Annotated in this window: 21 protein-coding genes; 9 read left to right on the top strand and 12 right to left on the bottom strand. The window is 45.0% G+C overall.

Annotated elements, in window-relative coordinates:
• Nucleotides 1-1,007: ABC transporter substrate-binding protein (locus GC098_RS04350; protein ID WP_171641314.1), on the bottom strand; the 1,007-nt coding region annotated here is incomplete at its 3' end.
• A gap of 189 nt (nucleotides 1,008-1,196) precedes the next feature.
• Here GC098_RS04350 and GC098_RS04345 point away from each other — a divergent pair.
• A complete protein-coding gene (locus GC098_RS04345) occupies nucleotides 1,197-3,026 on the top strand; it encodes a cache domain-containing sensor histidine kinase (protein ID WP_171641312.1) in 1,830 nt (609 codons plus the stop codon).
• On the top strand, nucleotides 3,023-4,573 hold the full coding sequence (locus tag GC098_RS41100; RefSeq protein WP_171641310.1) for a response regulator: 1,551 nt from the start codon (nucleotides 3,023-3,025) through the stop codon (nucleotides 4,571-4,573). The genes GC098_RS04345 and GC098_RS41100 overlap by 4 nt, the downstream gene beginning before the upstream one ends.
• Nucleotides 4,574-4,634: 61 nt before the next feature.
• Here the strand turns inward: GC098_RS41100 and bcp are convergent, their stop codons facing one another.
• Complete coding sequence (gene bcp, locus GC098_RS04335; protein ID WP_171641308.1) at nucleotides 4,635-5,120, bottom strand: thioredoxin-dependent thiol peroxidase; 486 nt, start codon at nucleotides 5,118-5,120, stop codon at nucleotides 4,635-4,637.
• Nucleotides 5,121-5,432: 312 nt separating this feature from the next.
• Here bcp and GC098_RS04330 point away from each other — a divergent pair, with 312 nt between their 5' ends.
• The 4 genes from GC098_RS04330 (at nucleotide 5,433) to GC098_RS04315 (ending at nucleotide 9,928) form a co-directional block, all read left to right on the top strand.
• The gene (locus GC098_RS04330) at nucleotides 5,433-6,128 is read left to right on the top strand and encodes a response regulator transcription factor (RefSeq protein WP_171641306.1); all 696 of its coding nucleotides are present in this window, start codon (nucleotides 5,433-5,435) and stop codon (nucleotides 6,126-6,128) included.
• Nucleotides 6,121-7,131, top strand: a complete 1,011-nt coding sequence (locus GC098_RS04325) for a sensor histidine kinase (protein ID WP_171641304.1) — start codon at nucleotides 6,121-6,123, stop codon at nucleotides 7,129-7,131. Before GC098_RS04330 ends, GC098_RS04325 begins: the two co-directional genes overlap by 8 nt.
• 99 nt (nucleotides 7,132-7,230) lie before the next feature.
• Nucleotides 7,231-7,992 (top strand): ABC transporter ATP-binding protein, encoded by a 762-nt coding sequence (locus GC098_RS04320; protein ID WP_171641302.1) that lies wholly within the window; start codon nucleotides 7,231-7,233, stop codon nucleotides 7,990-7,992.
• Nucleotides 7,982-9,928 (top strand): FtsX-like permease family protein, encoded by a 1,947-nt coding sequence (locus GC098_RS04315; protein WP_171641301.1) that lies wholly within the window; start codon nucleotides 7,982-7,984, stop codon nucleotides 9,926-9,928. Before GC098_RS04320 ends, GC098_RS04315 begins: the two co-directional genes overlap by 11 nt.
• Nucleotides 9,929-9,979: 51 nt before the next feature.
• On the opposite strand, the gene GC098_RS04310 is transcribed toward GC098_RS04315, so the two are convergent.
• From GC098_RS04310 to GC098_RS04285, 6 genes are all read right to left on the bottom strand, one after another.
• The gene (locus GC098_RS04310) at nucleotides 9,980-10,978 is read right to left on the bottom strand and encodes a DUF3221 domain-containing protein (protein WP_216625148.1); all 999 of its coding nucleotides are present in this window, start codon (nucleotides 10,976-10,978) and stop codon (nucleotides 9,980-9,982) included.
• A 292-nt stretch (nucleotides 10,979-11,270) separates the two neighbouring features.
• A complete protein-coding gene (locus GC098_RS04305) occupies nucleotides 11,271-12,170 on the bottom strand; it encodes an RNA polymerase sigma-70 factor (RefSeq protein ID WP_171641297.1) in 900 nt (299 codons plus the stop codon).
• 40 nt (nucleotides 12,171-12,210) lie between these two features.
• The gene (locus GC098_RS04300) at nucleotides 12,211-13,488 is read right to left on the bottom strand and encodes a phytoene desaturase family protein (RefSeq protein ID WP_246358422.1); all 1,278 of its coding nucleotides are present in this window, start codon (nucleotides 13,486-13,488) and stop codon (nucleotides 12,211-12,213) included.
• Between the two features lie 730 nt (nucleotides 13,489-14,218).
• Nucleotides 14,219-15,199, bottom strand: a complete 981-nt coding sequence (locus GC098_RS04295; RefSeq protein WP_171641293.1) for a 2,3-diaminopropionate biosynthesis protein SbnB — start codon at nucleotides 15,197-15,199, stop codon at nucleotides 14,219-14,221.
• Nucleotides 15,183-16,181: a 2,3-diaminopropionate biosynthesis protein SbnA gene (gene sbnA / locus GC098_RS04290; protein ID WP_246358421.1), complete on the bottom strand. Its 999-nt coding sequence runs from the start codon at nucleotides 16,179-16,181 to the stop codon at nucleotides 15,183-15,185. Before sbnA ends, GC098_RS04295 begins: the two co-directional genes overlap by 17 nt.
• Before the next feature lie 14 nt (nucleotides 16,182-16,195).
• Nucleotides 16,196-17,413: a phenylacetate--CoA ligase family protein gene (locus tag GC098_RS04285; protein WP_246358420.1), complete on the bottom strand. Its 1,218-nt coding sequence runs from the start codon at nucleotides 17,411-17,413 to the stop codon at nucleotides 16,196-16,198.
• A gap of 212 nt (nucleotides 17,414-17,625) precedes the next feature.
• On the opposite strand from GC098_RS04285, the gene GC098_RS04280 reads away from it, so the two are divergent.
• Nucleotides 17,626-18,414 (top strand): YheC/YheD family protein, encoded by a 789-nt coding sequence (locus tag GC098_RS04280; protein WP_171641289.1) that lies wholly within the window; start codon nucleotides 17,626-17,628, stop codon nucleotides 18,412-18,414.
• A gap of 62 nt (nucleotides 18,415-18,476) precedes the next feature.
• Here GC098_RS04280 and GC098_RS04275 read toward each other — a convergent pair whose 3' ends face one another.
• Genes GC098_RS04275 through GC098_RS04265 form a run of 3 tightly spaced genes read right to left on the bottom strand, consistent with a single transcriptional unit; the run spans nucleotide 18,477 to nucleotide 21,111 of the window.
• The gene (locus GC098_RS04275; RefSeq protein ID WP_171641287.1) at nucleotides 18,477-19,265 is read right to left on the bottom strand and encodes an ABC transporter permease; all 789 of its coding nucleotides are present in this window, start codon (nucleotides 19,263-19,265) and stop codon (nucleotides 18,477-18,479) included.
• A 3-nt stretch (nucleotides 19,266-19,268) separates the two neighbouring features.
• Nucleotides 19,269-20,063 carry an ABC transporter permease gene (locus GC098_RS04270; RefSeq protein ID WP_171641285.1) on the bottom strand — a complete coding sequence of 265 codons (795 nt, stop codon included), beginning with the start codon at nucleotides 20,061-20,063 and terminating at the stop codon, nucleotides 19,269-19,271.
• Nucleotides 20,056-21,111, bottom strand: a complete 1,056-nt coding sequence (locus GC098_RS04265; protein WP_171641283.1) for an ABC transporter ATP-binding protein — start codon at nucleotides 21,109-21,111, stop codon at nucleotides 20,056-20,058. The genes GC098_RS04270 and GC098_RS04265 overlap by 8 nt, the downstream gene beginning before the upstream one ends.
• A gap of 235 nt (nucleotides 21,112-21,346) precedes the next feature.
• On the opposite strand from GC098_RS04265, the gene GC098_RS04260 reads away from it, so the two are divergent.
• Nucleotides 21,347-22,339 (top strand): LCP family protein, encoded by a 993-nt coding sequence (locus tag GC098_RS04260; protein ID WP_171641318.1) that lies wholly within the window; start codon nucleotides 21,347-21,349, stop codon nucleotides 22,337-22,339.
• A 163-nt stretch (nucleotides 22,340-22,502) separates the two neighbouring features.
• Nucleotides 22,503-23,849 (top strand): glutamate-1-semialdehyde 2,1-aminomutase, encoded by a 1,347-nt coding sequence (locus tag GC098_RS04255; protein ID WP_171641281.1) that lies wholly within the window; start codon nucleotides 22,503-22,505, stop codon nucleotides 23,847-23,849.
• A gap of 594 nt (nucleotides 23,850-24,443) precedes the next feature.
• On the opposite strand, the gene GC098_RS04250 is transcribed toward GC098_RS04255, so the two are convergent.
• Nucleotides 24,444-24,731 (bottom strand): hypothetical protein, encoded by a 288-nt coding sequence (locus GC098_RS04250; RefSeq protein WP_171641279.1) that lies wholly within the window; start codon nucleotides 24,729-24,731, stop codon nucleotides 24,444-24,446.
• Nucleotides 24,732-25,162 lie beyond the last annotated feature (431 nt).

Genomic DNA, 25,162 nt, shown 5'->3' with positions numbered 1-25,162 from the left:
TCGATATTTTTGCTTTCTTTGTTGACAACGCGGACGATACCTCCCGAAGAAGTTGCGAATCCTTGATTATCACCAAGCGGAATAGGAAACATCTTCCATTTATCCGCGCCCGAGTTAGGGAACTTTGTTATTACCTCTTGTTGATACGTCGTATAAACAAGATTCATCGCGTATTTACCAGTTCCTATTGCTTCATAACCATGATCCCAATCGTTAGATAGCACATTTTTTCCGAAATAACCTTTTTTGTTCATTTCATTTAATTGCGTCATCGCCGTTTCCAAAACTGCCTGATCAGCAAATTTCGCTTCGTTTTTGTTCAATTTAGCAGTTAAGTCAGCCCCAGTCCCTGCTACCGTCGACACGCCTGACAGCCAGAGCGGCAAATGCCATTCATCTTTTCCATTTTCGTAGATTGGCGTAATGCCGTTCGCTAACAACTTATCGCAAAGTGCGGCGAATTCCGCATACGTTTTTGGAGGTGTTAAACTATATTTTGCAAACAAGTCCGTGTTGTATAGCACTCCCCAACCATCGACAGACCATGTGTTAAAACCGTACAGCTTGCCATTGATGGAGGCTCCGCTCTTAGCCCAACCTTTCAAATTGGCTGCCCAAGGCTCATTAGATAAATCAAGGAAATTTTTATCCGGCTGGAAATTGTCCATTCCGATACCTGACGACATATAGATAACATCCGGCGCTTCATGCGTCGATAGCTTCGTTTTCACAATATTCATATACTGATCGTCTGGATTGACTTGAAAATCGATTTTAATACCCGTTTCTTTCGTAAATGCTTCCGCCAGCTTGCGATCGATATCCTTTATCCAGTTTTGCGAAGCACCTACTGTAAGTGTCACATCTTTTTTCGCTGCTGTTGTGCTTGCAGGTGCCTTCTCACTTGCTGCCGGTGTTGGTGAGCCTTCTGTTTTAGTTCCGCAACCTGTTGCGATTACAGTCAATGTAGTGGCGAGAGCAAAAACGGATATTAATTTACGTTTCATTTGCAATTCCCCCTAATTATATTGTGAGACCCTCGAGTGTCTAACGCCATTATAAAACGCTTTCATTTGGTTTGCGATGCACAAAATCCACCTTCCAACTGGACGAAATTCGCCTCTTTATTTTGATTGAGTTCTATGAAGTACATGTTATAATGGGAACCAAAATAGAACCTCAGGAGACGGGTCTTCATGCCAAAATTTGCTATAAAGACGATTCAATCCAAATTGTTTTTCACTTTTTCGATTCTTATTGTCAGCATTGTCATGCTGCTTGCCACGCCGTTCTATTATTACATAGCTCATATTCTGAAAGAAAGTGCATCCGAATCCGCGTACCAATCAGCATCCTATATCTCGACTCAACTGGATTCTCAGATTGAAAGCATGGATAATACAGCAGTTAAAGTCATCTCTTCCGAAAAAGTGAGGGATCTATTTTTTCAAAATCACGATTTCATTGATACGAATGTTTCGTTAAGTATTCAGCGGCAAATCAATGAGATCATTTATTCCATCATGGGGCCTCTTCAGCTGGATTGGCAAATTAACTTATTCGATACCAATGGACGGTTTGTAGGAATCGGCAACAATTCTTTCATTACCTCTTTCGGCAGCAAGCCGGAAAAGTTAGATTGGGTGAATGAATCGCTGGATCGAGACGGCAGAAAGTTTGTAACCGCCCCGCATCTCGATGATTGGAGCTCGAACGGCAAAGAAGTCATCTCCTTAACTAGGATGTTTCCATCGGAGATCGGATCCAACCAGCGAGGAATTGTGGAAGTCCAGTTGAACTACGAAACAGTGAAAAAGCTTATTGCCAAACTCATGGCTGGACCATCCGAATCCTCCTTCTCCAAGAAGTCCGTTTACATTTATAATGAACAGGGAATCGTCATTTACCCTGTTGATTCCGTATCGGAGGATAATGCCAAGCTTTATTGGGATACGCTTCAATCACAGACAAATGAATCTGATGTGTATACTTTCAAAAACTCCGTTACCAATGAAAGTGAACTACTTGCCTATTTCCGGTCAAGGTACTCTAAATGGACGGTAGTCACCGTGCAATCTGAAACCTTGTTGCTCCAGCCTGTTAAGGTTTTCCGAAATACGATTTTCGCAGCAGTAGTAGGATTGCTGCTGATCACACTGATCGTTTCTTATTTTGCCGCCCGCGGGCTCACATCTCCGATCAAGCAGATGCATAAATCGATCCGTGCGCTAAGCATTGATACGCTCGAGCCGGCATCCCAAATAGAATCCAGTGTCGGTGTGAATGAACTGGAGAGTTTGAATAACGCATTCAAGAAGATGTGTGCTCGTCTGCAAAGTTCGATTGAAGAAACTTTCGTATCCCGTTCTAAAGAGATGCAGGCACGGATGCTAGCCCTACAATCTCAAATGAATCCTCATTTCCTTTATAACACCATTACCATTATCAGCATTATGGCGGAAGAAAAAGACCAGCATGATATTGTTCAAATGTGCCGTCACTTGTCTCGTATGCTGCGCTACATTTTATCGGATAAAGACAATCAAGTTAGTTTGGCTGACGAAGTTGGCTACGCGGAAAGCTATATGACGTTGATGCAAAGCCGCTATGAAGACATGATCCAATTTCAAGTTCAGATTGACCCTGCTATACTAAATGAAAACGTTCCCAAATTAGTGGTGCAACCGATTATAGAGAATTGTATAAAATACGCCATTAACGTGGACCCCCCATGGAGGATTCAATTAATTGGAGAGGTAGACGGTGATCGATGGCGTATACGAGTTCTAGATAATGGCGGCGGATTCACTTCAGAAGCTCTTGAGGCACTACAAGAACCCAAAGATCCTAATCGAACGGATGGAATGGGTCTAAAAAATATAAGTGAAAGACTTCGCTTGTTGTATGGCAGTCAGGTTGAATTTTCGGCATTCAACCTTGCTGAGGGTGGAGCTTGCGTTACAATCGGTGGTCCAATGGACATAAGGAATCTTAAACTCATACAAAGGGACGGTGTTTCAGCGTGACAGAGGTCAACAGAGCGTCTACATACCGCGTCGTTGTGGCCGAAGATGAACCGAGGATTTTAAAAAATGTCGTCTCGAAAATTCAAAGCAATTCGGATCGTTTTCATGTTGTCGCATCCGTTTACAACGGCATAGAAGCGCTGGAAGCGATTCGAGATCTGCGCCCGGATGTTCTCTTTACCGATATCCGAATGCCTAAAATGGACGGCTTGCAGCTCATTCAGCATGTTACCCAGGAATTTCCTCATATCGCGATTGTCATTGTCAGTGGATATAACGATTTTGAGTATGCAAAAGGAGCTATGCAGTACGGTGTTAAAGATTATTTGTTAAAACCGCTTGACGCAATTGATGTAGAAGAAACGCTGCAGCGGATTTGCATCCAGTTAGATGTAAGGCTCTTGCAGACCATGAGAGATCAGCTTCGAGCGGCACTCCTTAAACCGATTTCTCACTCAGACATCGCCTTTCCACTTCAAAATCAGCTTTTCCATTTGTATTACATTCATGCCGGACATCTTCCAGGGAATCAGTTCTCGCAAGAAGCTGCCGAACATTTCGAGCAATTATGGGCAAGAATTGAACATAGTGGTGTTCTCGCAGAGCAATTAAAAGAATTTAGTTCCTGGTGGGTAATTGAGCCGAAGCATGGATTTGGAAAGTTTATTGTGTTGCGGACACAACCGGATTCCGAATTTCAAGCACATAGACTGGCAGCAAATTTGCTGAATGCCATGCAAATTCAAATTGCTCCGTTTCCCGTTACTATAATCTTTTGCGGTAGAGCCATACAGGCTGATCAGTTATGGGAGCAGAGCCAGCAGCTAATCTCCGAAGTAGATAAGCAGCTCGCTTTAGGCCATTCTGCGGTCATCACTACCTCCAAGGGTAACCAAGGATTACCCCCTCGTATCGATGCGCTCACGCAACAAAGGCTGTCTCAATTGATACTTACTAGCAAAAAATCGCAAGTTCACAAGGGAATCAGAGAACTATTCCAGCAATGGCAGGCAGAACAACGTCCCCAGCGATGGGTAGAAAGAACCCTTCAGCATTTAATTCAATTGTTTCAACAACACGTTCTCGTTTCTGAAGATGAACTATCTCATTTGGAATACGAAATGTTGGGCAAAATCCCGCTCAGCTCTAATCTGATGTCCATATTGGAAAGTATTTGGATTATTTTAGACGCGATGCTTTTTGTGAACGGAGAAAAAGAAAGCGAGGGAGGGCTTGAACTCACAAACCGGATAGAAGCTTATTTAAAAGCAAACTTCTCCTCCTCTATCACCCTGGAGGAGATTTCAGATAAGTTTCATTTTAACGCCACCTATCTGATCAAAGTTTATAAAAAATACAAGAACACCACTCCCTTGAAATATCTGATCTCCCTTCGCATCGAAGAAGCAAAAAGACTGATTGCTACGTCCCCGGAGCTGAGTTTTAAGGAAATTGGTGTTATTGTTGGCTACACAGACCCCAATTATTTTAGCCGGATATTCAAAAACTCCACTGGAACCAATTTATCCGAATATAAACAAGGATAACTGTGCAAGAAAGAAAGCCAGATATGGACATTGCTCCCAGTTGGCTTTCTTTATTTCATTCCTACCCCATCTCCTTCACTGCATCCAAAACAGACTGCACATGATTTTTAATCCTCACTTTACTCCATTCCTTCACGATATACCCTTTCTCATCAATGAGAAAAGTTGACCGAACAATCCCCATATACTCGCGGCCGTATAGCTTTTTCAATCCCCATACACCATACTTCTCCGCCACTTTGTGGTTCGTGTCCGAAAGCAATAGGAACGGCAGCTCATACTTTTCTATGAATTTATCATGTGCCTTTAGCTCATCCGGGCTAATTCCGATCACTTCCACTCCAAGCTGTGCAAACTTGCCATTATAGTCGCGAAAATCACACGACTGCTGGGTACAGGTTGGTGTGTTGTCTTGAGGATAAAAGTAAATGACCAGTTTCTTCCCTTTGAAATCCTGTAGGGATACGCTGCTCCCGTTAGATGCCGGAAGTGTAAATGCTGGTGCTAAACGCCTGCCTGTCTCGATCTTTATCTTATCTTTCGCCAACGATGTTCTCTCCTCAAGTGATCCAGTTGTTATCTGTACCCATTATGCGATATTGAAAGAGGAACATCAAATCGGACAGATCCGCTTTCAGCTGTTGAGTGTTTTCTCAAATCTGCTGTAGCTTCTCCACACGGAGTAGCCTAAAACATAGCCAACAATCTTGTTATTTTACATGTCTTTCTCTTTTTTTTACATTGTACGTGCTGTGCATGAAGTAAGAATACCGATAGTGTCACAACTAGCTTTTATAAAGAAGAATATGGTAGTTTATCAATGAGGTTTAGAAATTTGGCTTAAGCGGGGTGCTTCCTATTGTTTAAGATCTTGCTCATTGAAGATGACGCAACCCTATTTACGGAGATCAAGATGAGGTTGGCCACATGGTCGTACGATGTTCACGGCGTAGCGGATTTTAGCAAAGTGGTTGAGGAGTTTATTGCTCTAAAGCCTGATTTAGTTATCATTGATATTCAACTGCCCAAATTTGACGGGTTTCATTGGTGCCGGATGATTCGGACCCATTCCAACATTCCGATTGTATTTCTGTCTTCTCGCGATCACCCCACTGACATGGTCATGTCTATGCAGCTGGGAGCGGATGATTTTATTCAGAAACCGTTTCATTTTGATGTGCTCATTGCGAAGATCCAAGCCATTCTCAGGCGTGTATATAACTACAACACAGAATCCATCAAGCTCAAAACATGGTGTGGCGCAACTATTGATTACGAGAAAAATGCGGTTACCAATCAAGCAGGCTCGATTGAGTTGACGAAGAATGAAATCTATATTCTCAAGCTGTTAATTGAACATAAGAACACGATCGTGAGTCGGGAAGAAATGATTAACAGCTTATGGGATGACCAGCGTTTTGTAAGCGACAATACTTTGACCGTGAATGTCAATCGGCTGCGGAAACGGCTGGACGAGATTGGCTTAGGACGCTTTATCGAAACGAAGGTCGGTCAGGGTTACATCGCAGCAGAGGAGTCTCCTTACCATGATTAAGAAATATGTTATGGAAAGGAAAAGCTGGATCCTGCTTTTTCTGTTCGGGCAAGGACTACTCCTTTTTATCGCTTATCTCGATTATGAGATTCCCTTCTCCCCTATTCTCTATATTGTTTTTTTATTTACGACCTTGTTTGCCATCTTTCTGACGATCCGTTATAACAGAGAAACGAAATTCTTCAAGCAATTGGAAGAACGAGAAAACAATCTCGATCTCTCAAGTATCGCCGATGCTGAAAGCCCGTTTGAACAAATTGTCGAAACCAGCATGACGAGCCTGACCGAGCGGCTGAGTCAAATCGCCTCACGGCACCAGGTGGCTTTAGAACAAGAGAAAGACGAGCTGCTTTCCTGGATTCATGAAGTGAAGACACCTCTCACGGCCATGCGTTTAATGATTGACCGCTTGGATGATGAAGCCATGAAAGCTGCTCTGACCTATGAATGGCTGCGGATTCATCTGCTGCTTGACCAGCAGCTCCATCAAAAACGTTTGCCGTCTATGGAGAACGACCTGTATATCGAGCACGTAGATCTTGAAGCTCTTATTTATATGGAGATCAAGACATTGAAGTCCTGGTGCATACAAAAAGGAATTGGCTTTGACGTACAATTCGAAGTCACGAAAGTGCTCAGCGATGCGAAATGGTTAGCCTTTATCCTACGGCAGCTCTTAACGAACGCCGTGAAATACAGCGACAGCGACTCGTCGGATATCATAGTAAAGAGCTACCAGAAGCATGAGCGTACGGTGCTCGAGGTCAAAGACCACGGCCGTGGCATCAACCCAAAAGATCTGCCTCGTATCTTTGATAAAGGCTTTACTTCTACGACTTGGCATCAGGACAGCGCTGCAACAGGTATGGGCTTATATTTGGCCCAAAAAGCGGCGCAGGCCTTACTCATCCATATTGCTGTACATTCAGAAGCAGGCGGGGGAACAACCTTTACACTCACCTTTCCACAACCAAATGAAACCGTCCGGATTACGGGCATGTGACAACATTGTCACATGCCTTTCTTCTTTGTTCGTTCAATCGAAGGAAAAAGGATGCGAAGCTTTTTATAATAAAGCTATCGTAGAAGAGGAGTGAATGATATGAATATTTTGGAAGCAACCAAAATCCATAAAAGCTATGGCAATAAGCTTAATAAGCAAGAGGTGCTCAAGGGCCTGGATATCAGTATTGAAAAAGGGGATTTCGTGAGCATCATGGGGGCATCAGGCTCAGGGAAAACAACCCTTCTCAATGTACTTTCTTCGATTGACAGGCTAAGTCAAGGCTCCATTAAAATCGAAGGCCAAGAAATTACTGCCATGAAAGAGAAGCAGTTGGCTGAATTCCGCAAGCATCATCTGGGGTTTATCTTTCAGGACTATAACCTGCTGGATACTTTGACGGTTAAGGAGAATATCCTTTTGCCGCTATCCATTACCAAAGCCTCGAAGCAAGAAGCCGATCACAAGTTTCAAGCGGTAGCAACAGAGCTCGGCATTTTTGAAATTAAGGATAAGTATCCTAACGAAATCTCAGGCGGACAGAAACAGCGGACCTCTGCCGCAAGAGCATTTGTTCATGAACCAAGTATTATTTTCGCCGACGAGCCCACCGGTGCACTCGATTCCAAATCCGCATCCGATTTACTTAATAAGCTTAATGAACTGAATCAACGACGGAAAGCAACCATCGTAATGGTTACCCATGATTCAGTCGCCGCCAGCTACAGCAGCAGAGTCATCTTTATTAAGGACGGACAAATCTATACCCAATTATATAAAGGTCAAGAATCCAGACAGGCCTTCTTTCAAGACATCATGAAGACACAGGGTGTTCTGGGCGGGGTGCACAATGAGCATTAACCAGCTGATTGTTCAAAACCTGAAGTCCAACATCAAGCATTACTACCTTTACGTGTTTGCCTTAATGTTCAGCGTCGCGCTTTATTTCGCATTTGTCACTCTGCAGTATGACCCTGCTTTAGACCAAACCAAGGGCACAATTAAAGGCGCTGCATCCATTCGTGCTGCTTCCATTTTACTTGTTGCGATTGTCGCCATCTTTAATCTGTATGCCAACAACATGTTTGTGAAAAGGCGCAGTAAAGAAATCGGTTTATTGCAATTAATCGGAATGACGAAAAGCGCAATTTTCCGCATCCTTAGCACCGAGAACTTCATCCTTTATTTCGGTTCATTAATCGTCGGGACGTTTATTGGATTTTCCGTTTCTAAGCTCATCCTAATGATTTTGTTTCAAATTACTGGTGTTAAAGCTGCCGCAACGCTGCAATTTTCATTACAAGCACTGGTCCAGACCCTCGTTATTTTTAGTGCTGTCTACTTGTTAATCATGCTTGTCAATTATATGTTCATTAAAAGACAGAGTATTTTATCGTTGTTTCGCGTCTCTACCTCAACTGAAGTGAAGGTGAAAAGATTGTCCACTTCGGAAGCCATCATGGGGATTGTGGGATTGATCCTTATTTTGTTAGGCTACTACGTTTCCTCGAAGCTGTTTAGCGGAGATTTCATGACGATGGTTGCACTCTTTTCGGCCATGATCTTTATTCTGGCATCCGTCATCATCGGAACCTATCTATTCTACAAAGGGTCTGTCCGGTTAATCCTTAACGTCATTCGAAGCAAGAAAAATGGCTATTTAAATGTTCGCGAGGTTTTATCGCTTTCATCCATCATGTTTCGCATGAAATCGAATGCCTTGTTATTGACTGTCATTACAACCATATCCGCACTTTCCATCGCCTTGTTATCTTTAAGCTACATATCCTATTACTCTGCGGAAAAAACGGCCCAAAACAGCGTACCAGCTCACTTTGCCATTACGAATGTAGAAGATGCCAACAAATTTAAAGCCGCGTTAGATGCCAATCAAATCAAGCATAAGGATACTTCGATTGAGGTCGTTCAGGTCAAGGCCAATCTAAAGGATATCTTGGCTTCCAATATGGACGGCCTTCTCCTTGATCCGAGTAACATGACGATTCCTGTTGTCAGTGATAAGGTAGTACCATTCGCCGATCTGACTGCCGAACAAACGCTATTTACAGGCACCAATGACATGCTGCAAAAATTTATGAGCCTCAAAAATTCCGGCCAAATCCAACTTAGCGGGCAGCATATCGTTATTCCACAAACTTATGTAGGCTCTGAGAAGCAATACATCGTTTCTTGGTACTTTTCGAATGGCGGCCTGCCTGTTGCTATCGTTGACGATTCGGTTTTCAAGCGTTTACAGCAAGATATCAACCCCGCGATTCAAAAAGAGTCATCTATTTATCTGGGAATTGATATTGAGAATGAGGCAAAGCTTATCGAAGCAAATCAGCTTTTTCACAAGCTGGGCTTTGATCAAAATCGCGCTTATGATTCACGCCAAAATATGGCCAATGACCAGAAAAATAGAATGGGACTCATCATGTTCATCGTTGGCTTCCTAGGACTAACCTTCCTGATTACATCCGGCTGCATCCTTTATTTCAAACAAATGGATGAAAGCGAAGATGAAAAGCCGTCGTATACGATTTTAAGGAAGCTTGGTTTTACGCAGGACGATTTGTTAAAAGGCATTCAGATCAAACAAATCTTTAATTTTGGAATCCCCTTGGTCGTCGGACTGGTCCACAGCTATTTCGCTGTCCAGTCGGGATGGTTTCTTTTCGGTGCAGAGCTATGGACACCAATGATCATTGTGATAGTGCTGTATACCGTCTTATATTCGATATTCGGCATCCTCTCCGTTCTGCACTATAAAAAAGTGATCCGAAAAGCGCTTTGATTAACAAGAAAAAGCTGCTACGAGTCGCAAAGACTTCGTGAGCAGCTCTTTTTATCTTTGTATGCCAGGTAATAAATTCGGAATGCTGGCTCTTCCAAGCGCTACGATGTAGTCATTTAGTTCGGTTGTGACTGAATTTTGTTTATATTTAATGTTATCAAACCTTAGACTGGTACCATACCGAAACTTGGTATCCCCAATAGTTAATTCCATCCCGTACAAAGACCCAACAATTGTTCTTTTATCATTGGCTCGGACAAGCTCAATTCTTTTCAATATTGATGATATCTCCTCAAGAGACTTTGTATCTGTAATAGCCAGCTTTTTACCGTCGCCGAATCTGACATCGATTTGTTTAATGCCATTAAAATCTGTCTTCACTAATGCTGAAAGAGCAACTGGTGTCTCCTCTTCAGGCTCCACCACCTCAATATCAAGTGCTGTATATTGCGGAGGAGAGCTTAGTAACACTGCTTGTGTAGTCCATATATGGAGCAAATCTCCTAGTTTTAAATCCTCAAACTTATTTGAACCGTCACTGTTATTCGTTACGATTACGGTATCGTCTTCGAGACTCACCCAAAACTTCTCTATTTCCTTGCATTCCTTATCTAAACAGGCCTCAGGATTAACAAGGAGCATCTTTTGCTCCTCCTTATCCAGTTCGGATATATACCCAACCAGCTCCTCCTCTTTCGGCATAACCAAAGTTGTAATATCAAGTGAGAAACGTGCTCCTGTGGCCTTATAGATGGCTTCTTTAATCTGGCTTTTCTCCTGCAAGCTCAATTCCTCGCGATGATTACCTAGCTTAATAAGCTGAAGATGAAATGCACCATTGGGGTATTCTCGTTCAGACTTAGAAATACTCATTGGCTTAACAGAAAATTGTCTATACACATTTTCTAAATGGAACATTCGATCCTGCAAGTTTTCAGGCAGCGGATCTGCAGGATTCGGGGATGGTAGCTCATAAACTCTTTTCACCTCTGTCGGAGGAACAGTGACGTCACCTTGGTCCCCGATACTAGACAAACCAAATGCAAACACAAGCAATAAGAGTATGGACTTCATTGGTTTACTGCACCTCAAATCTTTAGATTCTTTTACTACTTAGACGCAAGTAATTTCCAATTGTTGCATAATAAACCTTTTTACTCAAGATCCGCGAGAGTACACTTTCTGGACTTAATGTATTTAGTACAGTTAATTATCTCCGAAATGGCCCATTGGAGAGATTTAGCTGCATTTTGTGCAGGTAATGTTATTAAGTGCACAAAAAACCTTCCTACGCACAATCCCGAAGAGAGATTATACAAAAGAAGGTTGAGCAGGAGCTATTTTATAAATGCCTCAACTTGTCAGGATTAATTACGAGATAGATAGCAGCTATCTGGCCATCAACAACATGAAAGGAAATTACATTGTATGGTAGGCCATCATTGTAAGCCACAATACCCATTTGACCATTCACAGTTGCTAATGAATAACTGAAGCCAGGCGGCACTTTGGAGAGCACCCCTGACATGAACATGGCGATACGTTCCGCCCCCATAATAGGCTTAACAGCCGCTTTAACCTTACCTCCACCGTCAGAGTAAAGGACGGCATCCGTTTTGACGATGCTCAACAACTGACCGATGTTGCCAGATACTAACGCCTGCACGAACTGTTCCACGGCGGCTGAAGTTTGTTCCATTACAGGCTGCTTCTGCAGCACCTTTGGATCATCACCACGATCCGGAAAGCTGCTGATGGCACTCTTGGCTCTGCGGAAAATTTGCCGGCAATTGGTGCTGCTTTTCCCAACAATCTCGGCAATTTCGTCATACTCGTATTGGAGTACCTCTCTCAATAAGAATACCGCCCTCTCTACCCAAGACAGCTGCTGCAGCAGCAATAGGTACGCGGTCGAAAGGGACTCTTTTTGCGAATAATAGCGATCAGGTTCTGTCTGGTTGTCAGCACTCATGATAAGTGGTTCCGGCAGCCACGGACCTACATAGACCTCGCGCTTTTTGCTGGCGGAGCGCAGCTTATCGATACACCGATTGGTAACGATTTTGCATAAATACGCTTTAGGATTGTGGACATGCGCCGGATTCGTCTCATTCACATATAGAAATGCCTCCTGCACGACATCCTCAGCATCCATGACACTCCCCATCATTCGATAAGCAAGTGAGAACAAAAGCGGTTTATATGATGTATACACCTGCTCGGAAGATCCGGCTAACTCCATATCGCACAGCTCCTCACTCTATTTAGATGATATGGCAATTTTACGCTATGTGGCTATCTTTTAAAATAGCCTCTGCCGCTCGTTTGGCGCTTGCGGCCGACGTGTCAGCGAGCATTTCACCATGACTGACCCAGTCCCCGGCTACATAAAGGCCACGTATACCCTCAACAGCCGGACCTGTAAACCTATCTGATTTACCTATATGCATATAGTCATGGACAACCGTAATATTGGGTAGGAACTGTCTTGCGACAACTTCTTGTTCCCAGCCTGGATGAAGTGTATTCATGGTAGCGGTTAGCATCTGCTCGTCTGCCTTAGGATCGCTTTCCCCAGGTCCGTTATACTTCACCAAATGCACAACCAATGTACCGTCATCACTTAATTTGGCACGGAAGGTATGATGGGAGAAAAAGATGGGTTGATCCAGAGCGATGGCAACATCTCGTCCGCCGACGGGCAGCTTCTTCAATCCTAAATCAAGGCATGCCGCTTTCGATGGACGCGCCTCATCCTTCCACCGTTTCAATACCGTGTGATCCGCATCACGAACGAGCCTGTAGGTCTCAGAAGCGGAAGCGGTACTGATCACGTTTGAGATTTCTATATATTCTTCATCAGTAAGTTTAAGCTTTTGAACCTTGCCATCTTGATGCACGATCTCTTTCACATCTTTGCCGCTAACGATATGCACTCCCGCTTGAACCGCTTTGTCGTGAAGCTGATCCACAATCGTTTGCCAGCCGCCATGGAGGTATAGGACTCCCTTAAGTGAACGCTGTACTTGTGCGAGTACGGGACCGGCCAGCTGATAGTCTGGATCGTGCGTGTATGTGGCAGTTCTGCACAGCGCATAGAAAATATGACGCACCATCGGATCAGGAATCTCACCTTCAGCCCAATCCCTCAGTGTTGAATTTCTTAATGTGGTTGAGTCGATTTTGTTTAACTTCATCACCAGTCGCAGGAGAGTCATTTTGCCAGACCATGATAGAAGCTTAGAAGATAACATACTGATCGGGCTCGCTGGCATAGGAAGAATTTGTTTGTTCCAGATGGCGTTCACTTTGGATGAAGGCGCCCCCCCATCTATGGAAACTCCAAGCTCTTGTAAAATCGAGTACGCTTTCCCAGCGCGGTATAACGCATGCCCGCCTAAATTAAAGAAAACACCATTTTTCTTATTCGTAATGGCCCTGCCGCCCAAGCGCCCCGACTTCTCCAAAATAACCACTTTATTTCCAGCCTTAGCTAGTTCAATTGCCGCAATTAATCCAGCTAAGCCTCCACCAATAATCGCTGTGTCGTATTTCCTCATGTTCATCACCCTCCGTTTTCGCTTTTCATTTATAAGGCGAAATAGGGATGTGTTTTGTGACAGATACGATTTCATAACCAAACTTTCTTTGTGGATATCTTTATCTGTGGATATGTTGACACTGTACATGAAAGTTATGCACAACGGGACTTTTTACCCTGTGGAATTGTGGGCAATTATGTGGATAACCCAGTCCGCCGATTCATTCATCGAATATTGTTCTACATAGAGATGTCTTAAATCGGAATTCATCGTATTATAGGCTCATTAGAGGTTGCCGGATGAATGAAACCATCTTCACGGTCGAAATGATGTTGTAAAAAGTGCAACAATTCCAGCCTATATCCCACCTCTTCCCCCTCGATGTTGCATCTTGTACAACAATTTGTCCCTAATCAAGCCATTTCGTACGAAATGGTCTCGAAATGTTGTACAAACTGCAACTTCAAGCTGCAAAACAGCCTTTGGGCTTGTGAATTGTTGTAGAAAATGCAACATTAGCTGCCGAGCGACTCAAAAATCGAATTTTGGTGTTATGCCTGCCAGTTGTGAGAATGAATCTACGGTCTCCAACATACAGCATTCTGGGCTCGCCCAGAAGAAATCAAGAAAATTGCTCCACGCTGTACAACTCGCCTTCCCAATTCCCTGTTTCCCATTTCCTATTTCCCCCCTATCAAATGTCAAAAAAAGCACTGTGCCACCAAGGCCAGTGCTGCTACTTTTCACATCAAACAGATCGACTACTCTCTAATCTTATGCCTTTGTCCATCTGCAACGCTTCCTTCCAATAGTGCCCCGCTAAAGCAATATCAAAGACGCCTAAACCCATCGGATTGAAGTAAATGGGCTCCTCCGCGGTAATAGCTGCTAATCCATTACGCAGCACAATATCAGCTAACGTTAGAACACCTGATTCCTGTAAATCATACAACAGATGCAGCTGCTCGATATCCGTATTTTCACGACACACCTCTCGCCAATCATCCACAATGATCCCATTCACCTTGGCCACACTTTGCGGCTTATAATCCCTTAGCGATATATTGAGCAGCAGCGCCCCTTTTGGCGGAGCCTCGTCGATATACCTTTGTGCAGATACTGTACATGTGGCAATTACATTAGCGCTTCGATAACCGGACCGCCAATCGCTTGTGATGTCAGTAATCCCTTGAACGGCAGCCGGAATCGTGCTTGGATCTATACCCTTCAGATCGTACACTGTCACCCGTTTAATCTTTTCTCCGAATAACGCGATACACATATCGAGGTGCAACCGACCAATAGGTCCCCACCCTATCACACAGATGCGCAAATCAACAGGCTGCCTGGCAGCGATGTAATGGCTAAGCATAACACCGCTCACCGCAGCTGTTCGCAAGCCATTCAGCAAGCCGCTGTGGATAAATGCCAGAGGCTCACCGGTAGTAGGCCTATTTAGAATAATGGTATTATGCGCTCTAGGAAGGCCGAGGCGGCTATTATTCGGAAAGCTTGCAATCCACTTAATTCCCGACATCTCGATAGTTCCGCCTACAAACGCAGGCATCGCTATAATCCGGTTTGCCTGATCACGGAATCGTAAGTACGGCTTTAAGAGGTGTACACTGTCACCCTTGTCTTTAAGTGCAACGACATCTTTGATGATGTCAGTTAACTTCGTCCAATCGATTCCGATTTCTCGGATATGGTCATCATGTAAATAAATCATACTCCAGTCTCCCATGCCAGGTACTCGGATTAGAGCCTATCTCTTGCAGCACCCATTCGTCGTTGTACACGGTGTTCAAATAACGTTCGCCTCGATCCGGCAAAATGGCGGCACAAACCGCTCCTTCAGGGATGCTTCCGCTCATTTTGCGGATTGCAGAAATAACGCCTCCAGAAGAGGCACCAGCCAAAATCGCTTCACTCCGCACCAAAGCACGGCAGCCTTCCACGCAGTCCAAGTCTGAAACGTACATGACAAGGTCCGCTACATCATGCCTGTACAGACCTGGTGTTATTCCGGCGCCGAGCCCTGGGAACCTTCTCGAACCTTTTTCCCCGCCGAAAATGACACTGCCTTCCGCATCTACAGCAACAATCTGTGTGGACCATCCACGACTTCGGATATATTCCATACACCCTCGAATCGTTCCGCACGAGCTTACACCGCAAAATAAGTAATCGATCGGTCCCAATTGTTCTCCGATTTCCGACATGGTCGTCTCCATATGTGCCTTGGCATTGTCTGGACTCCCATACTGATTGGTCCAATAAGCATTCGGTATTTGTCCAACCAGCTCACCTACTCTCCGAATCCGTGCGGGCAAGAATTCACCAGTCTCCGCGTCCGGTTCCGTAACAAGATCGATTTCTCCATGGAAGCTGCGGATAATCTGCTTATGCTGCTCCGTTGTGCGGGGATCCACCACACAAATGAATCGCAGTCCCAGATAACAGCACAGCTGCGCAAGACTAATAGCCAAATTACCTGAACTCGATTCCACAATGACGCTGTCGCTGGTAACTTCACCTCGCCGTATCGCTTCTCGAAGCATATAAAGTGCTGGCCGATCCTTCGCGCTGCCCCCTGGATTCATCCATTCCATCTTCCCGTAAACTTCGAAAGGTTGATCTTTGAACAACCGCCCAAGTCGAATGAGCGGCGTGCCTCCGATCGCTTCAACAATACCCCCTTCAAGCTGCATACGCATTCCCTCCTTCACGTATAAAAGATTTTTTTGTTCTTCACGGAGGCGCGGCTTAGCGAATCTTCAAAGGTACCTCCGATAACCTGAATTCCTGCTAATATCCGGGCTCGAATCATCATGCCGATCTCTGGAATGCGATTTTCCACATCAAAGCGAATACTTTCCAGAACTTCTGTTGTTGCAAAATTCGTACTGTACACATATACACGTAATGAATTTCCCGACACATTCACACGAACACTGGCATTTCCTAAATGACGATAAACGACATCTTCAATATCGTAGATACTTATCTTCTCTCCGTGCTTCAGATCAGGCCCTATTCGCTTCACTATACTTTGAAAGCTTTGTCTAGGAATACCTTCCACCATAATAGGACGCAAATCACGAACAACATCGTAAGTAACGTAACGCAATGCAGGAAACGAGTCTCTCACCGTTGACGTCAGTATAAGCACCTGCTCTTGCTCATCCGCCAGAGGCTCCAAACCTTCTCCGAGCGACTCCGCACTGACCCCCTCGGCCAGTAGTCCTTCCGCCAACAGATATCTCCCCTGCTCGTGGGAAAAGTAAGCAATAGTTCCAATCTCAATAGAGCCATACGTATCTGTTATTTGTTCCTCAGCGATGCTGAGACTTTCAGCTACCCGCTTGACCCAGCCTGGCGCAGCAATTTCCCCGACCAAAATTACATGCCGAATCCCATACGCAGCAGGGTCAACAGAGGCCAACAGAATGCGATCTAAAATGGACGGCATTGTATACAGCACTTCTGGCCTAAAGCTCGCCAGTCTTTCAATATGCTGCTCGATAGGAAGCTGGAAAGATAAAGATTCCACCTCCATGCCCAGTTCGCGGAACACCTCTACAGCCGTCGCCTCCGCGTGTCCGGTACCCATATCCGCCATCGCGGTCCGATACTTATGTCCATCAAGAATCGTTCGGAAAATATCCAGCTTAATGCGCAGGTAAGCCTCTTCATCCGATTGTGAGTAAAAAATCGTTTTTCGCCGTTTGGAACTCGTACCCGATGTCTGATACCGATTCAAATCAGCGCGCAGCAGAAAAGGGTTATTTTCCGTATAGTAAAACGTCTCTAAAGTAGCTGCAGACATAAGAGGCAAAGTAGTCAACGCTCCACTTTCCTCATCCGACCGCTCTAGATCATGCCCTTGTGGATACCAAGAAAATTGCCGTTTCATCCCATGTATCGTTTCCATAATGTGCATGGAAGGATGGTTCCTCCTCTCCGCTTTTCCCTCATAAACAACCGATAATCCATGACACTGCTAACTACATATCCTATGCGTTTTTCCCGCCCTTAGTTCTTTATCCTGATTTAGTTGTCACAAAACCTGGTCTGGTATTTACACCTATATGCCATCCAATTCATATGTTAAAGAAATTCTATTTTCTCTAAAGAGAAGAGGATATCGTATCCATGAACAAAACCCGCAAAATCATTGCAAGCAAGCTGATAAAAACTCGAATTGTACTTAGAAATAAGGAACTACAAAAACATGTGCCACCCACTCACCCCTTTACTCAAAAAAGGTTATCAGCTATGCTCGCGAGATACGGAATGATATATGTCAAACCCGATGCCGGTTCTCTAGGTATAGGCGTGATGCGAGTTGATAAAAAGGGCGGGGTTTACCGCTATCAAAGCGTGGTACGAATATTCACCTTTCCAACGTTTGAGAAGCTGTTCCAATCCATACAGAGTCGCTGCGGCAGCAAACGTTATCTCATTCAGAAAGGCATTCACGTCTTAAAGCACGAAGGAAACCCTTTCGATTTTCGCGTCATGATTCAAAAAAAACCATCCGGTGGATGGGAATGTACAGGAACAGCCGGGCGTGTTGCTCATCCACGCAAAGCCGTTACCAACGGCAGCCAAGGCGGTACCATTTACAATGCCGCTGATCTCATTGAACCCAAGCACGGAAGCGAAGCTACGACCTTGCTTTTGCAAAAGATGGAGCAAATAGCAAAACTAACAGCTGCGCAATTCGGCCGCTCCTATCCTGCCATGAATGAACTCGGACTCGATATCGCCGTCGACCACAAACTGAATCCCTGGATCTTGGAAGTGAACACTCGACCTGACCCTTGTCCTTTCACCAAGCTGGAAGATAAAGCGATCATCCGTAAAATCGTCACTTATGCCAAAGCCTATGGCAGGCAGTACTGCTTGACCTGTTCCAAGGCGAAGAAAGCACCAAGGTGAAACCAATAGTCATACAAAAAAAGCCCAGTTCCTGCTTTTTAGCAAGAACTGGGCTTTCACTATTAAGATCCCGCGCCGCGGTACCGTTTCACGCCAATATTCCAAACCGTAATTCCCAAGATGCTGAAACCAATCCCAACAACCGGTGTCAGCAAGGCGAACCACTTCCAATTCTCTGGATCGATGAAATAAGCAGCCGGATAGAAGCCGACAAATGCAAAAGGTAGAATCCACGTCAAGATCGTCCGGAGCAATTTATTGTAAATCGTTGCCGGATATCGTCCATAGTTTTGAATGTTCCAAATCAGCGGCAGAATACCTGTCGGCGCATCAGAGTAAAAAGCCAGCGACGTCAGCGAGATGTATACACCTGCATAAATGAGAATCGATCCAATCACCAGTACGATAAAGACAAGCGGATCATGCCAATGAAACGGAATGTCGAGCTGAACCCACGAGTAGATCATGACAATCAGACCTGCAAATGCACTAAATAGTGAAGATGGACTCATGTTTTCGAGCATCAATTGCCATAGATTGTAGGCGGGACGCGTCAGGATGCGGTCCATCTCCCCTTTAACAATATAACGTTCGCTGAAGCCCCATAAGTTAAAAAAAGTGATGAATATGCCGTATGGAATCATAAAATAACCGTAAATGAACAAAATTTGTTCTTGATTCCAGCCACCAAGCGATTGTGTTTGCAAAAATACGACGAGAATGAAGAATAGGTTCAAACCATTGAACATCAAGTCAGAAAAAACTTCAATCCAGAAATCGGATCGGTAGGTGAGACGCGTTTTCATGTAATTCTTCAAATATTCCACAACTAGGGAGATATAGAACTTCATGTGCTAACCCCCCTGTACGAAAAGACGCGTTTTGGATTTAACCCACAGGACATAGATCGGAATAATTAAAAGCAGGAACCATAGCACTTGGACGCCAAGGCTTTGGAATATCGCAGTGCCTGAGATTTTGCCTGTGAAAACAGCGCTCGGCAAGTAAGTAATGGCTTGAAATGGCAGCCACTCTAAGAACGATTTGGACCATCCTGGGAAAAAGGAGATCGGAATAATTAAACCGGAGAACAGGTCGACGGCAACGCGCTTCATGCGCATAAGACCTTCGTTATTTTCCAAGAAAAAAGCGAATAATCCCGTAATAATATTAAGCTGCGTATTAATCAGAAAGCTGAAAAACAGCATCACAAAGTAGATAACCCACAGGCTAGGATCGGTTGGGAACTCAATCGGCAAGAGGAGCCATATGAAGATCATTCCCGGTGTTGTGAAGAGAAATAAACGGAATACGCCTTCTCCCAATCCTTGCATCATTTTCACAAAAACGTAGTTATAAGGACGAATGAATTGGATGGCTACACTGCCGTCACGAATTTCGCTGGCAATTTCACGATCTAAGTTATTGAAGTAAAAAGCGCGCCCCATCCAAGAAATGGCCACATAAGTCGTCATCTGACCTAGCGTCAGGCCGCCAATGATAGCTTGCTCACCATAAATTGCTTTATATACAAAATAATAAGAACCAATATTGAGTGCATAGATCAAAATGCCGCTGTAGTAATTAACACGGTAAGCGAGCATCATGAGAAATCGCATGCGGATAACTTCTAAATAAGCACTAAGCATGGGACGCGACTCCCTCTGGCTGCGGTACTTCTTCTTGACGTTTCACATCGGCTGATCCGGCTTTATATATTTCACGGACGATATCATCCGTATTCGTTTCATTGATTTTGATATCTTGGATTTGCAAAACGCCGACTACGCGGCTAAGCACCTCAGAAACATTGGCGCGTTCGTGTGGTATGAACACTTTGGCGGACAGCTCATTTTCAAGCTGCCAAGCAACATCTAGGCCTCGCGTAAGCTCTTGAAGACGAGCCAATGTTGTTGGATGCTCAAATTGCAGCACGACTTCTTTTCCTTTGCCCCATTTCACCTTCAGCTCTTCGAGTCCGCCATCATAAATAATACGGCCATCATCGAGCATGATAACACGGGAACACAATGCTTCAATATCCTGCAGATCATGCGTTGTAAGCAAGATCGTCGTTTCGTAACGCTGATTAAGCGACTTGAGAAATTCGCGAATTTCTGTTTTCACTACGATATCTAGACCAATGGTCGGTTCATCGAGGAACAGAATCGCTGGATTATGAATAAGGGAAGCGGCTAACTCGCAGCGCATCCGCTGACCTAGACTTAGCTTTCGAACGGGACGTGATAACAAATCGGATAATTGGAGACGATCGACGAGCTCGTCTAGACGCTTTTTGTAATCGGCTTCTGATACGCGATACACCTTTTTCAATAGTTGAAACGATTCGACGACACCAATATCCCACCAGAGCTGACTGCGTTGACCGAAAACGACACCGATCCCGGCTACGAATTTCTCACGCTCTTTAAATGGAACGAAACCATTGACCTTGATATGTCCTGATGTAGGTACTAGAATACCTGTCAGCATTTTGATGGTAGTAGACTTGCCAGCTCCATTTTCACCTATATATCCACAAATTTCGCCCTTTGGAATTTGAAAGCTAATGTCCTTCACAGCTGTAATTTGCTTATATTCTCTCTGAAATAAATCTTGAAATGCGCCTTTTAAACCCCCGCGGCTCTGCTGAACTTGAAATTCCTTGCGTAGATCTTGAACATCAATCGCTAACATGAACTTACCCCCCTGTCCGTGTAGACTCGGCTACATATAATGGCAAAAATCGCCGTAACTTGCTATCGAAGTTTCATAACCTCTATAATATGGATCATAAAGATGAATTGTACAACATACTCATGATACATGAATTCTGTAAGAAAAAAAAGTACAGATTACTTCTACCTACGAAAGGAGCGCAGAACCTGTGAGAATCATAAAACGAACCTTGCTCCTGATCGGTTTGCTGCTTATGGTAGTAGCTGGTTATTATTCTTATTCCTTCTATAATTTTGCCAACAATATCTCCCATAAATCGGACAATCCACAAGGCAGTGGTACCATGATTTCCCAGAATATCAAAGATAAAGGGGATAAATTTACCCCACCTAAATGGGAAGGCAAACAGCGAGTCAATATTTTGCTTCTAGGCGGAGACTCTCGTGGGATGACGAAGAATGAGCTGCCCCGCTCAGACAGTATAATGCTAGCTTCGATTGATCCCGTAACCAAGAAGGCTCACCTATTCTCTATCCTTCGAGATACCTATGTGAAGATCCCAGGCGAAGGCGAAGATCGTATCAACACAGCCATTACATCAGGCGGTCCGAATTTAGCGATGAAAACGGTCAGCGATTTGCTCGGCATCCCTATTCAGTACTATGTTTATACCGACTTTAAAGGATTCATTGCACTTATTGATGCCGTTGGCGGGATTGATATTGACGTCGAGAAAGATATGAAATATTCGGACTCGGAAGATGATCATGTGTATGATATTAATTTAAAAAAAGGGCTTCAGCATCTCGATGGCAAAACGGCTTTGCAGTATGTACGCTTCCGACACGATGCTTTGTCTGACTTCTCGCGTACAGAACGTCAGAGGAAGTTCCTAACTGCGGTCGCGCAAAAAATGCAAACAACCTCTTCCTTAATTAAGCTGCCAAGAATTCTAAATGCCATCGATCCTTATATCGATACGAACCTTAGTGTGACGGATATGCTGAAGCTTGGTGGTCTTGGTTTTGAGGCCAAAGCTGACGGAATCGTTAGCTCCCAATTGCCGCCAACCGAACTGTTGATTGAGAAAAACGTCCGCGGCGCAGCTGTCATTACGGCGAACAAAGAGAAACTGCAGCTTTATGTGAAGGACCTTTTTGCAGGGAAGGCTGAGGCGGACTCTGGTCCTACGAAGCCATCACCTTCTCCTACACCGAAATCTGCGGTGAAGACGTCGACTAAGTAAATTAAACAAAAATGATACTTGCCTCTACTTGGCTAGAGGGCTTAGCGCCCTTCAAGTAGGGGCTTTTTGTAAGAGGCTAAACGATTACATAAATAAGAGACAAACAACGACTACATTAATAAGAGACAAAACGACTACATTACGTAAAGGAATGATTTTTCTAATGGAACGCAAACAATCCGAGCAGTTATATCAAGAAGCACTGAAACATATCGTTGGCGGGGTCAACAGCCCTTCCCGCTCATTCAAAGCCGTCGGCGGCGGCGCGCCCGTCTTCATGAAGCGTGGGCAAGGCGCACACTTCTGGGATGTAGACGGGAATCGCTTCATTGACTACCTCGCCGCCTATGGCCCTATCATTACCGGTCACGCGCATCCGCATGTGACCGAGGCGATTTGCCGCGCCGCACAGAACGGCACGCTGTACGGCACCCCGACCGAACTCGAGATCGAGTTCGCCAAGATGCTGAAGTCGGCGATTCCCTCGCTCGACAAAGTACGCTTCGTCAACTCCGGCACAGAGGCCGTGATGACGACGATTCGCGTGGCGCGCGCCTTCACGAAGCGCACCAAGATCATTAAGTTTGCCGGGTGCTACCACGGCCACTCGGATCTCGTGCTTGTGGCGGCCGGCTCTGGGCCGTCCACATTAGGCACGCCGGACAGCGCGGGTGTGCCTGCGAGCATCGCGCAAGAGGTTATTACGGTGCCGTTCAACGACATTCCGGCACTCGAGGCCGCGCTTGCGCGTTGGGGTGAAGAAATTGCCGCGGTGATGGTGGAGCCCATCGTCGGCAACTTCGGCATGGTCATGCCCCATGCCGGCTACCTCGAGCAGCTCTGCGCAGCTGCTCATAGATATGGTGCCCTCGTCATTTACGACGAGGTCATCACAGCTTTCCGCTTCCATTATGGAGCGGCACAGACCTACCCCAGCCTCCCACTCGTGGAGGGCGGCACTTCCGAGGCGGCGGCGCGCTTCGCCGCCGTGGAGCCGGACCTTACGGCCCTCGGCAAAGTGATCGGCGGCGGGCTGCCGATCGGTGCCTACGGGGGCCGCAAGGCCGTGATGGAGCAGGTCGCTCCGCTCGGACCTGCTTATCAAGCCGGCACGATGGCGGGGAACCCCGCCTCCATCTCGGCCGGCATCGCCTGCTTGGAGGTGCTCCAGCAGGCTGGTGTCTACGCCAAGCTCGAGCAGCTTGGCGCAACACTTGCGGGCGGCATCGCCGAATCCGCCGCAAGGCATGGCATCGCCTTGACGCTCAATCGCATCGGCGGCGCCTTCTCCACCCACTTCTGTGACCATCCCGTCACGAACTTTGACGAAGCACAGGATACCGACGGCGAACGCTTTGCAGATTTCTTCCGACTTATGCTGGAGCAAGGCATTAACCTCGCTCCGTCCAAATACGAGGCGTGGTTCATGACCATCGCCCATACTGATGACGACATCGCGCAAACGCTCGATGCCGTTGACCAAGCTTTCAAAACCATGAAAATGCGCTAAGATGGCTCCCCCTGGATTACTGGTTATGGTTAGGGGTTTGATATTAGAGGCTAGAGGTTAGAGGTTACGGTCTGGTAGAGGTTAAATGTTACTAGTTAAGTGCTATGAGTTATTACGGGTTAGATGCTACTAGTTAAGTGCTATGAGTTATTACAGGTTAGATGCTACTAGTTAGGTGCTATGAGTTATTACAGGTTAGATATTACTAGTTTAGTGCTCTGAGTTATTACGGGTTAGATGTTACTAGTTAGGTGCTATGAGTGATTACAGGTTAGATGTTACTAGTTAGGTGCTATGAGTGATTACAGGTTAGATGTTACTAGTTAGGTGCTATGAGTGATTACAGGTTAGATATTACTAGTTAGGTGCTATGAGTGATTACAGGTTAGATATTACTAGCTAGGTGCTATGAGTTATTACAGGTTAGATACAGGTTTGGTCTTTGGTCTTTGCTGTTGGGTCTTTGCCTTTGATCTTTGGTCACGGTAACGGGTTACGCAAACTAGGCCGAACTACCGAACAACATGAACCCACCCTAATCTCCATTGGAGAAAATCCAATGAAATCGACTTAAACACCCTAAAATCACAGATTTCATTGGAAAAAATCCATTGAAATCTGTGATTTTCTACTTTTTAAGGCACTTCCATTGGATTTTCTCCAATAGAACCATTGATCCTCTGATAGATGCTCCAGCTCCGGCCCTTGCTCTTGCTTTGCTCTTGTCCCTGCCCTGCCTTGCCTTGCCTTGCCTTGCCTTGCTCTGGCTCTTGCTCTTGCTCTTGCTCTTGCCCCTTGCCCTGGCTCTTGCTCTTGCTCTTGCTCTTGCTCTTGCCCTAGCTCTAGCCCTGACCCTGGCCCTAGCCTCCATCCTTCACACAATCTCAACAACTTTCATAAGCATAAACAACTCCATCTTCTACCACTACATGTCCCAGAAACGAACTATGATCCTATATGGATTGTAGTTCGTTCGTATTTTAAGAGTACCCCAAGCCATGAGAAATATGGTTTTATTCACCAGTATGCAAAAAAGGTAACGCTTACATTTGTGATTTCGATCTGCAACTATTGTCGGATGAACTTTTTCATGCTATTCTAAGATTACTTTTACCCTTTTCGCTAAATGTCTTGTTTTCACCGTATTTTCCTAGAAATTTAGGGCATGATTTACAATTTCTTTGCCGATTTTTGTGTGTGATGCCTTACTTTAATACAGGTCGATTAGAGCCTCATTTCGAGGGGATTATTTCCTTGAAATTGGTATGCTATTCAATAATATTGCATTTTTATTCACATTCTTGCATATTTCG

It is taken from the genome of Paenibacillus phytorum (assembly GCF_013141715.1).
Lineage (GTDB): Bacteria > Bacillota > Bacilli > Paenibacillales > NBRC-103111 > Paenibacillus_E > Paenibacillus_E phytorum.
This window is presented reverse-complemented; position numbering and strand designations above follow the sequence as displayed.

What these genes read in the sequence shown, in the direction of transcription:
- GC098_RS04345 (WP_171641312.1), top strand. Translation starts at nt 1,197, where the DNA reads ATGCCAAAATTTGCTATAAAGACGATTCAATCCAAATTGTTTTTCACT.
- GC098_RS04325 (WP_171641304.1), top strand. Translation starts at nt 6,121, where the DNA reads ATGATTAAGAAATATGTTATGGAAAGGAAAAGCTGGATCCTGCTTTTT.
- GC098_RS04320 (WP_171641302.1), top strand. Translation starts at nt 7,231, where the DNA reads ATGAATATTTTGGAAGCAACCAAAATCCATAAAAGCTATGGCAATAAG.
- GC098_RS04315 (WP_171641301.1), top strand. Translation starts at nt 7,982, where the DNA reads ATGAGCATTAACCAGCTGATTGTTCAAAACCTGAAGTCCAACATCAAG.
- GC098_RS04305 (WP_171641297.1), bottom strand. Translation starts at nt 12,170, where the DNA reads ATGGAGTTAGCCGGATCTTCCGAGCAGGTGTATACATCATATAAACCG.
- GC098_RS04300 (WP_246358422.1), bottom strand. Translation starts at nt 13,488, where the DNA reads ATGAGGAAATACGACACAGCGATTATTGGTGGAGGCTTAGCTGGATTA.
- GC098_RS04295 (WP_171641293.1), bottom strand. Translation starts at nt 15,199, where the DNA reads ATGATTTATTTACATGATGACCATATCCGAGAAATCGGAATCGATTGG.
- sbnA (WP_246358421.1), bottom strand. Translation starts at nt 16,181, where the DNA reads ATGCAGCTTGAAGGGGGTATTGTTGAAGCGATCGGAGGCACGCCGCTC.
- GC098_RS04285 (WP_246358420.1), bottom strand. Translation starts at nt 17,413, where the DNA reads ATGCACATTATGGAAACGATACATGGGATGAAACGGCAATTTTCTTGG.
- GC098_RS04280 (WP_171641289.1), top strand. Translation starts at nt 17,626, where the DNA reads ATGAACAAAACCCGCAAAATCATTGCAAGCAAGCTGATAAAAACTCGA.
- GC098_RS04275 (WP_171641287.1), bottom strand. Translation starts at nt 19,265, where the DNA reads ATGAAGTTCTATATCTCCCTAGTTGTGGAATATTTGAAGAATTACATG.
- GC098_RS04270 (WP_171641285.1), bottom strand. Translation starts at nt 20,063, where the DNA reads ATGCTTAGTGCTTATTTAGAAGTTATCCGCATGCGATTTCTCATGATG.
- GC098_RS04265 (WP_171641283.1), bottom strand. Translation starts at nt 21,111, where the DNA reads ATGTTAGCGATTGATGTTCAAGATCTACGCAAGGAATTTCAAGTTCAG.
- GC098_RS04260 (WP_171641318.1), top strand. Translation starts at nt 21,347, where the DNA reads ATGGTAGTAGCTGGTTATTATTCTTATTCCTTCTATAATTTTGCCAAC.
- GC098_RS04255 (WP_171641281.1), top strand. Translation starts at nt 22,503, where the DNA reads ATGGAACGCAAACAATCCGAGCAGTTATATCAAGAAGCACTGAAACAT.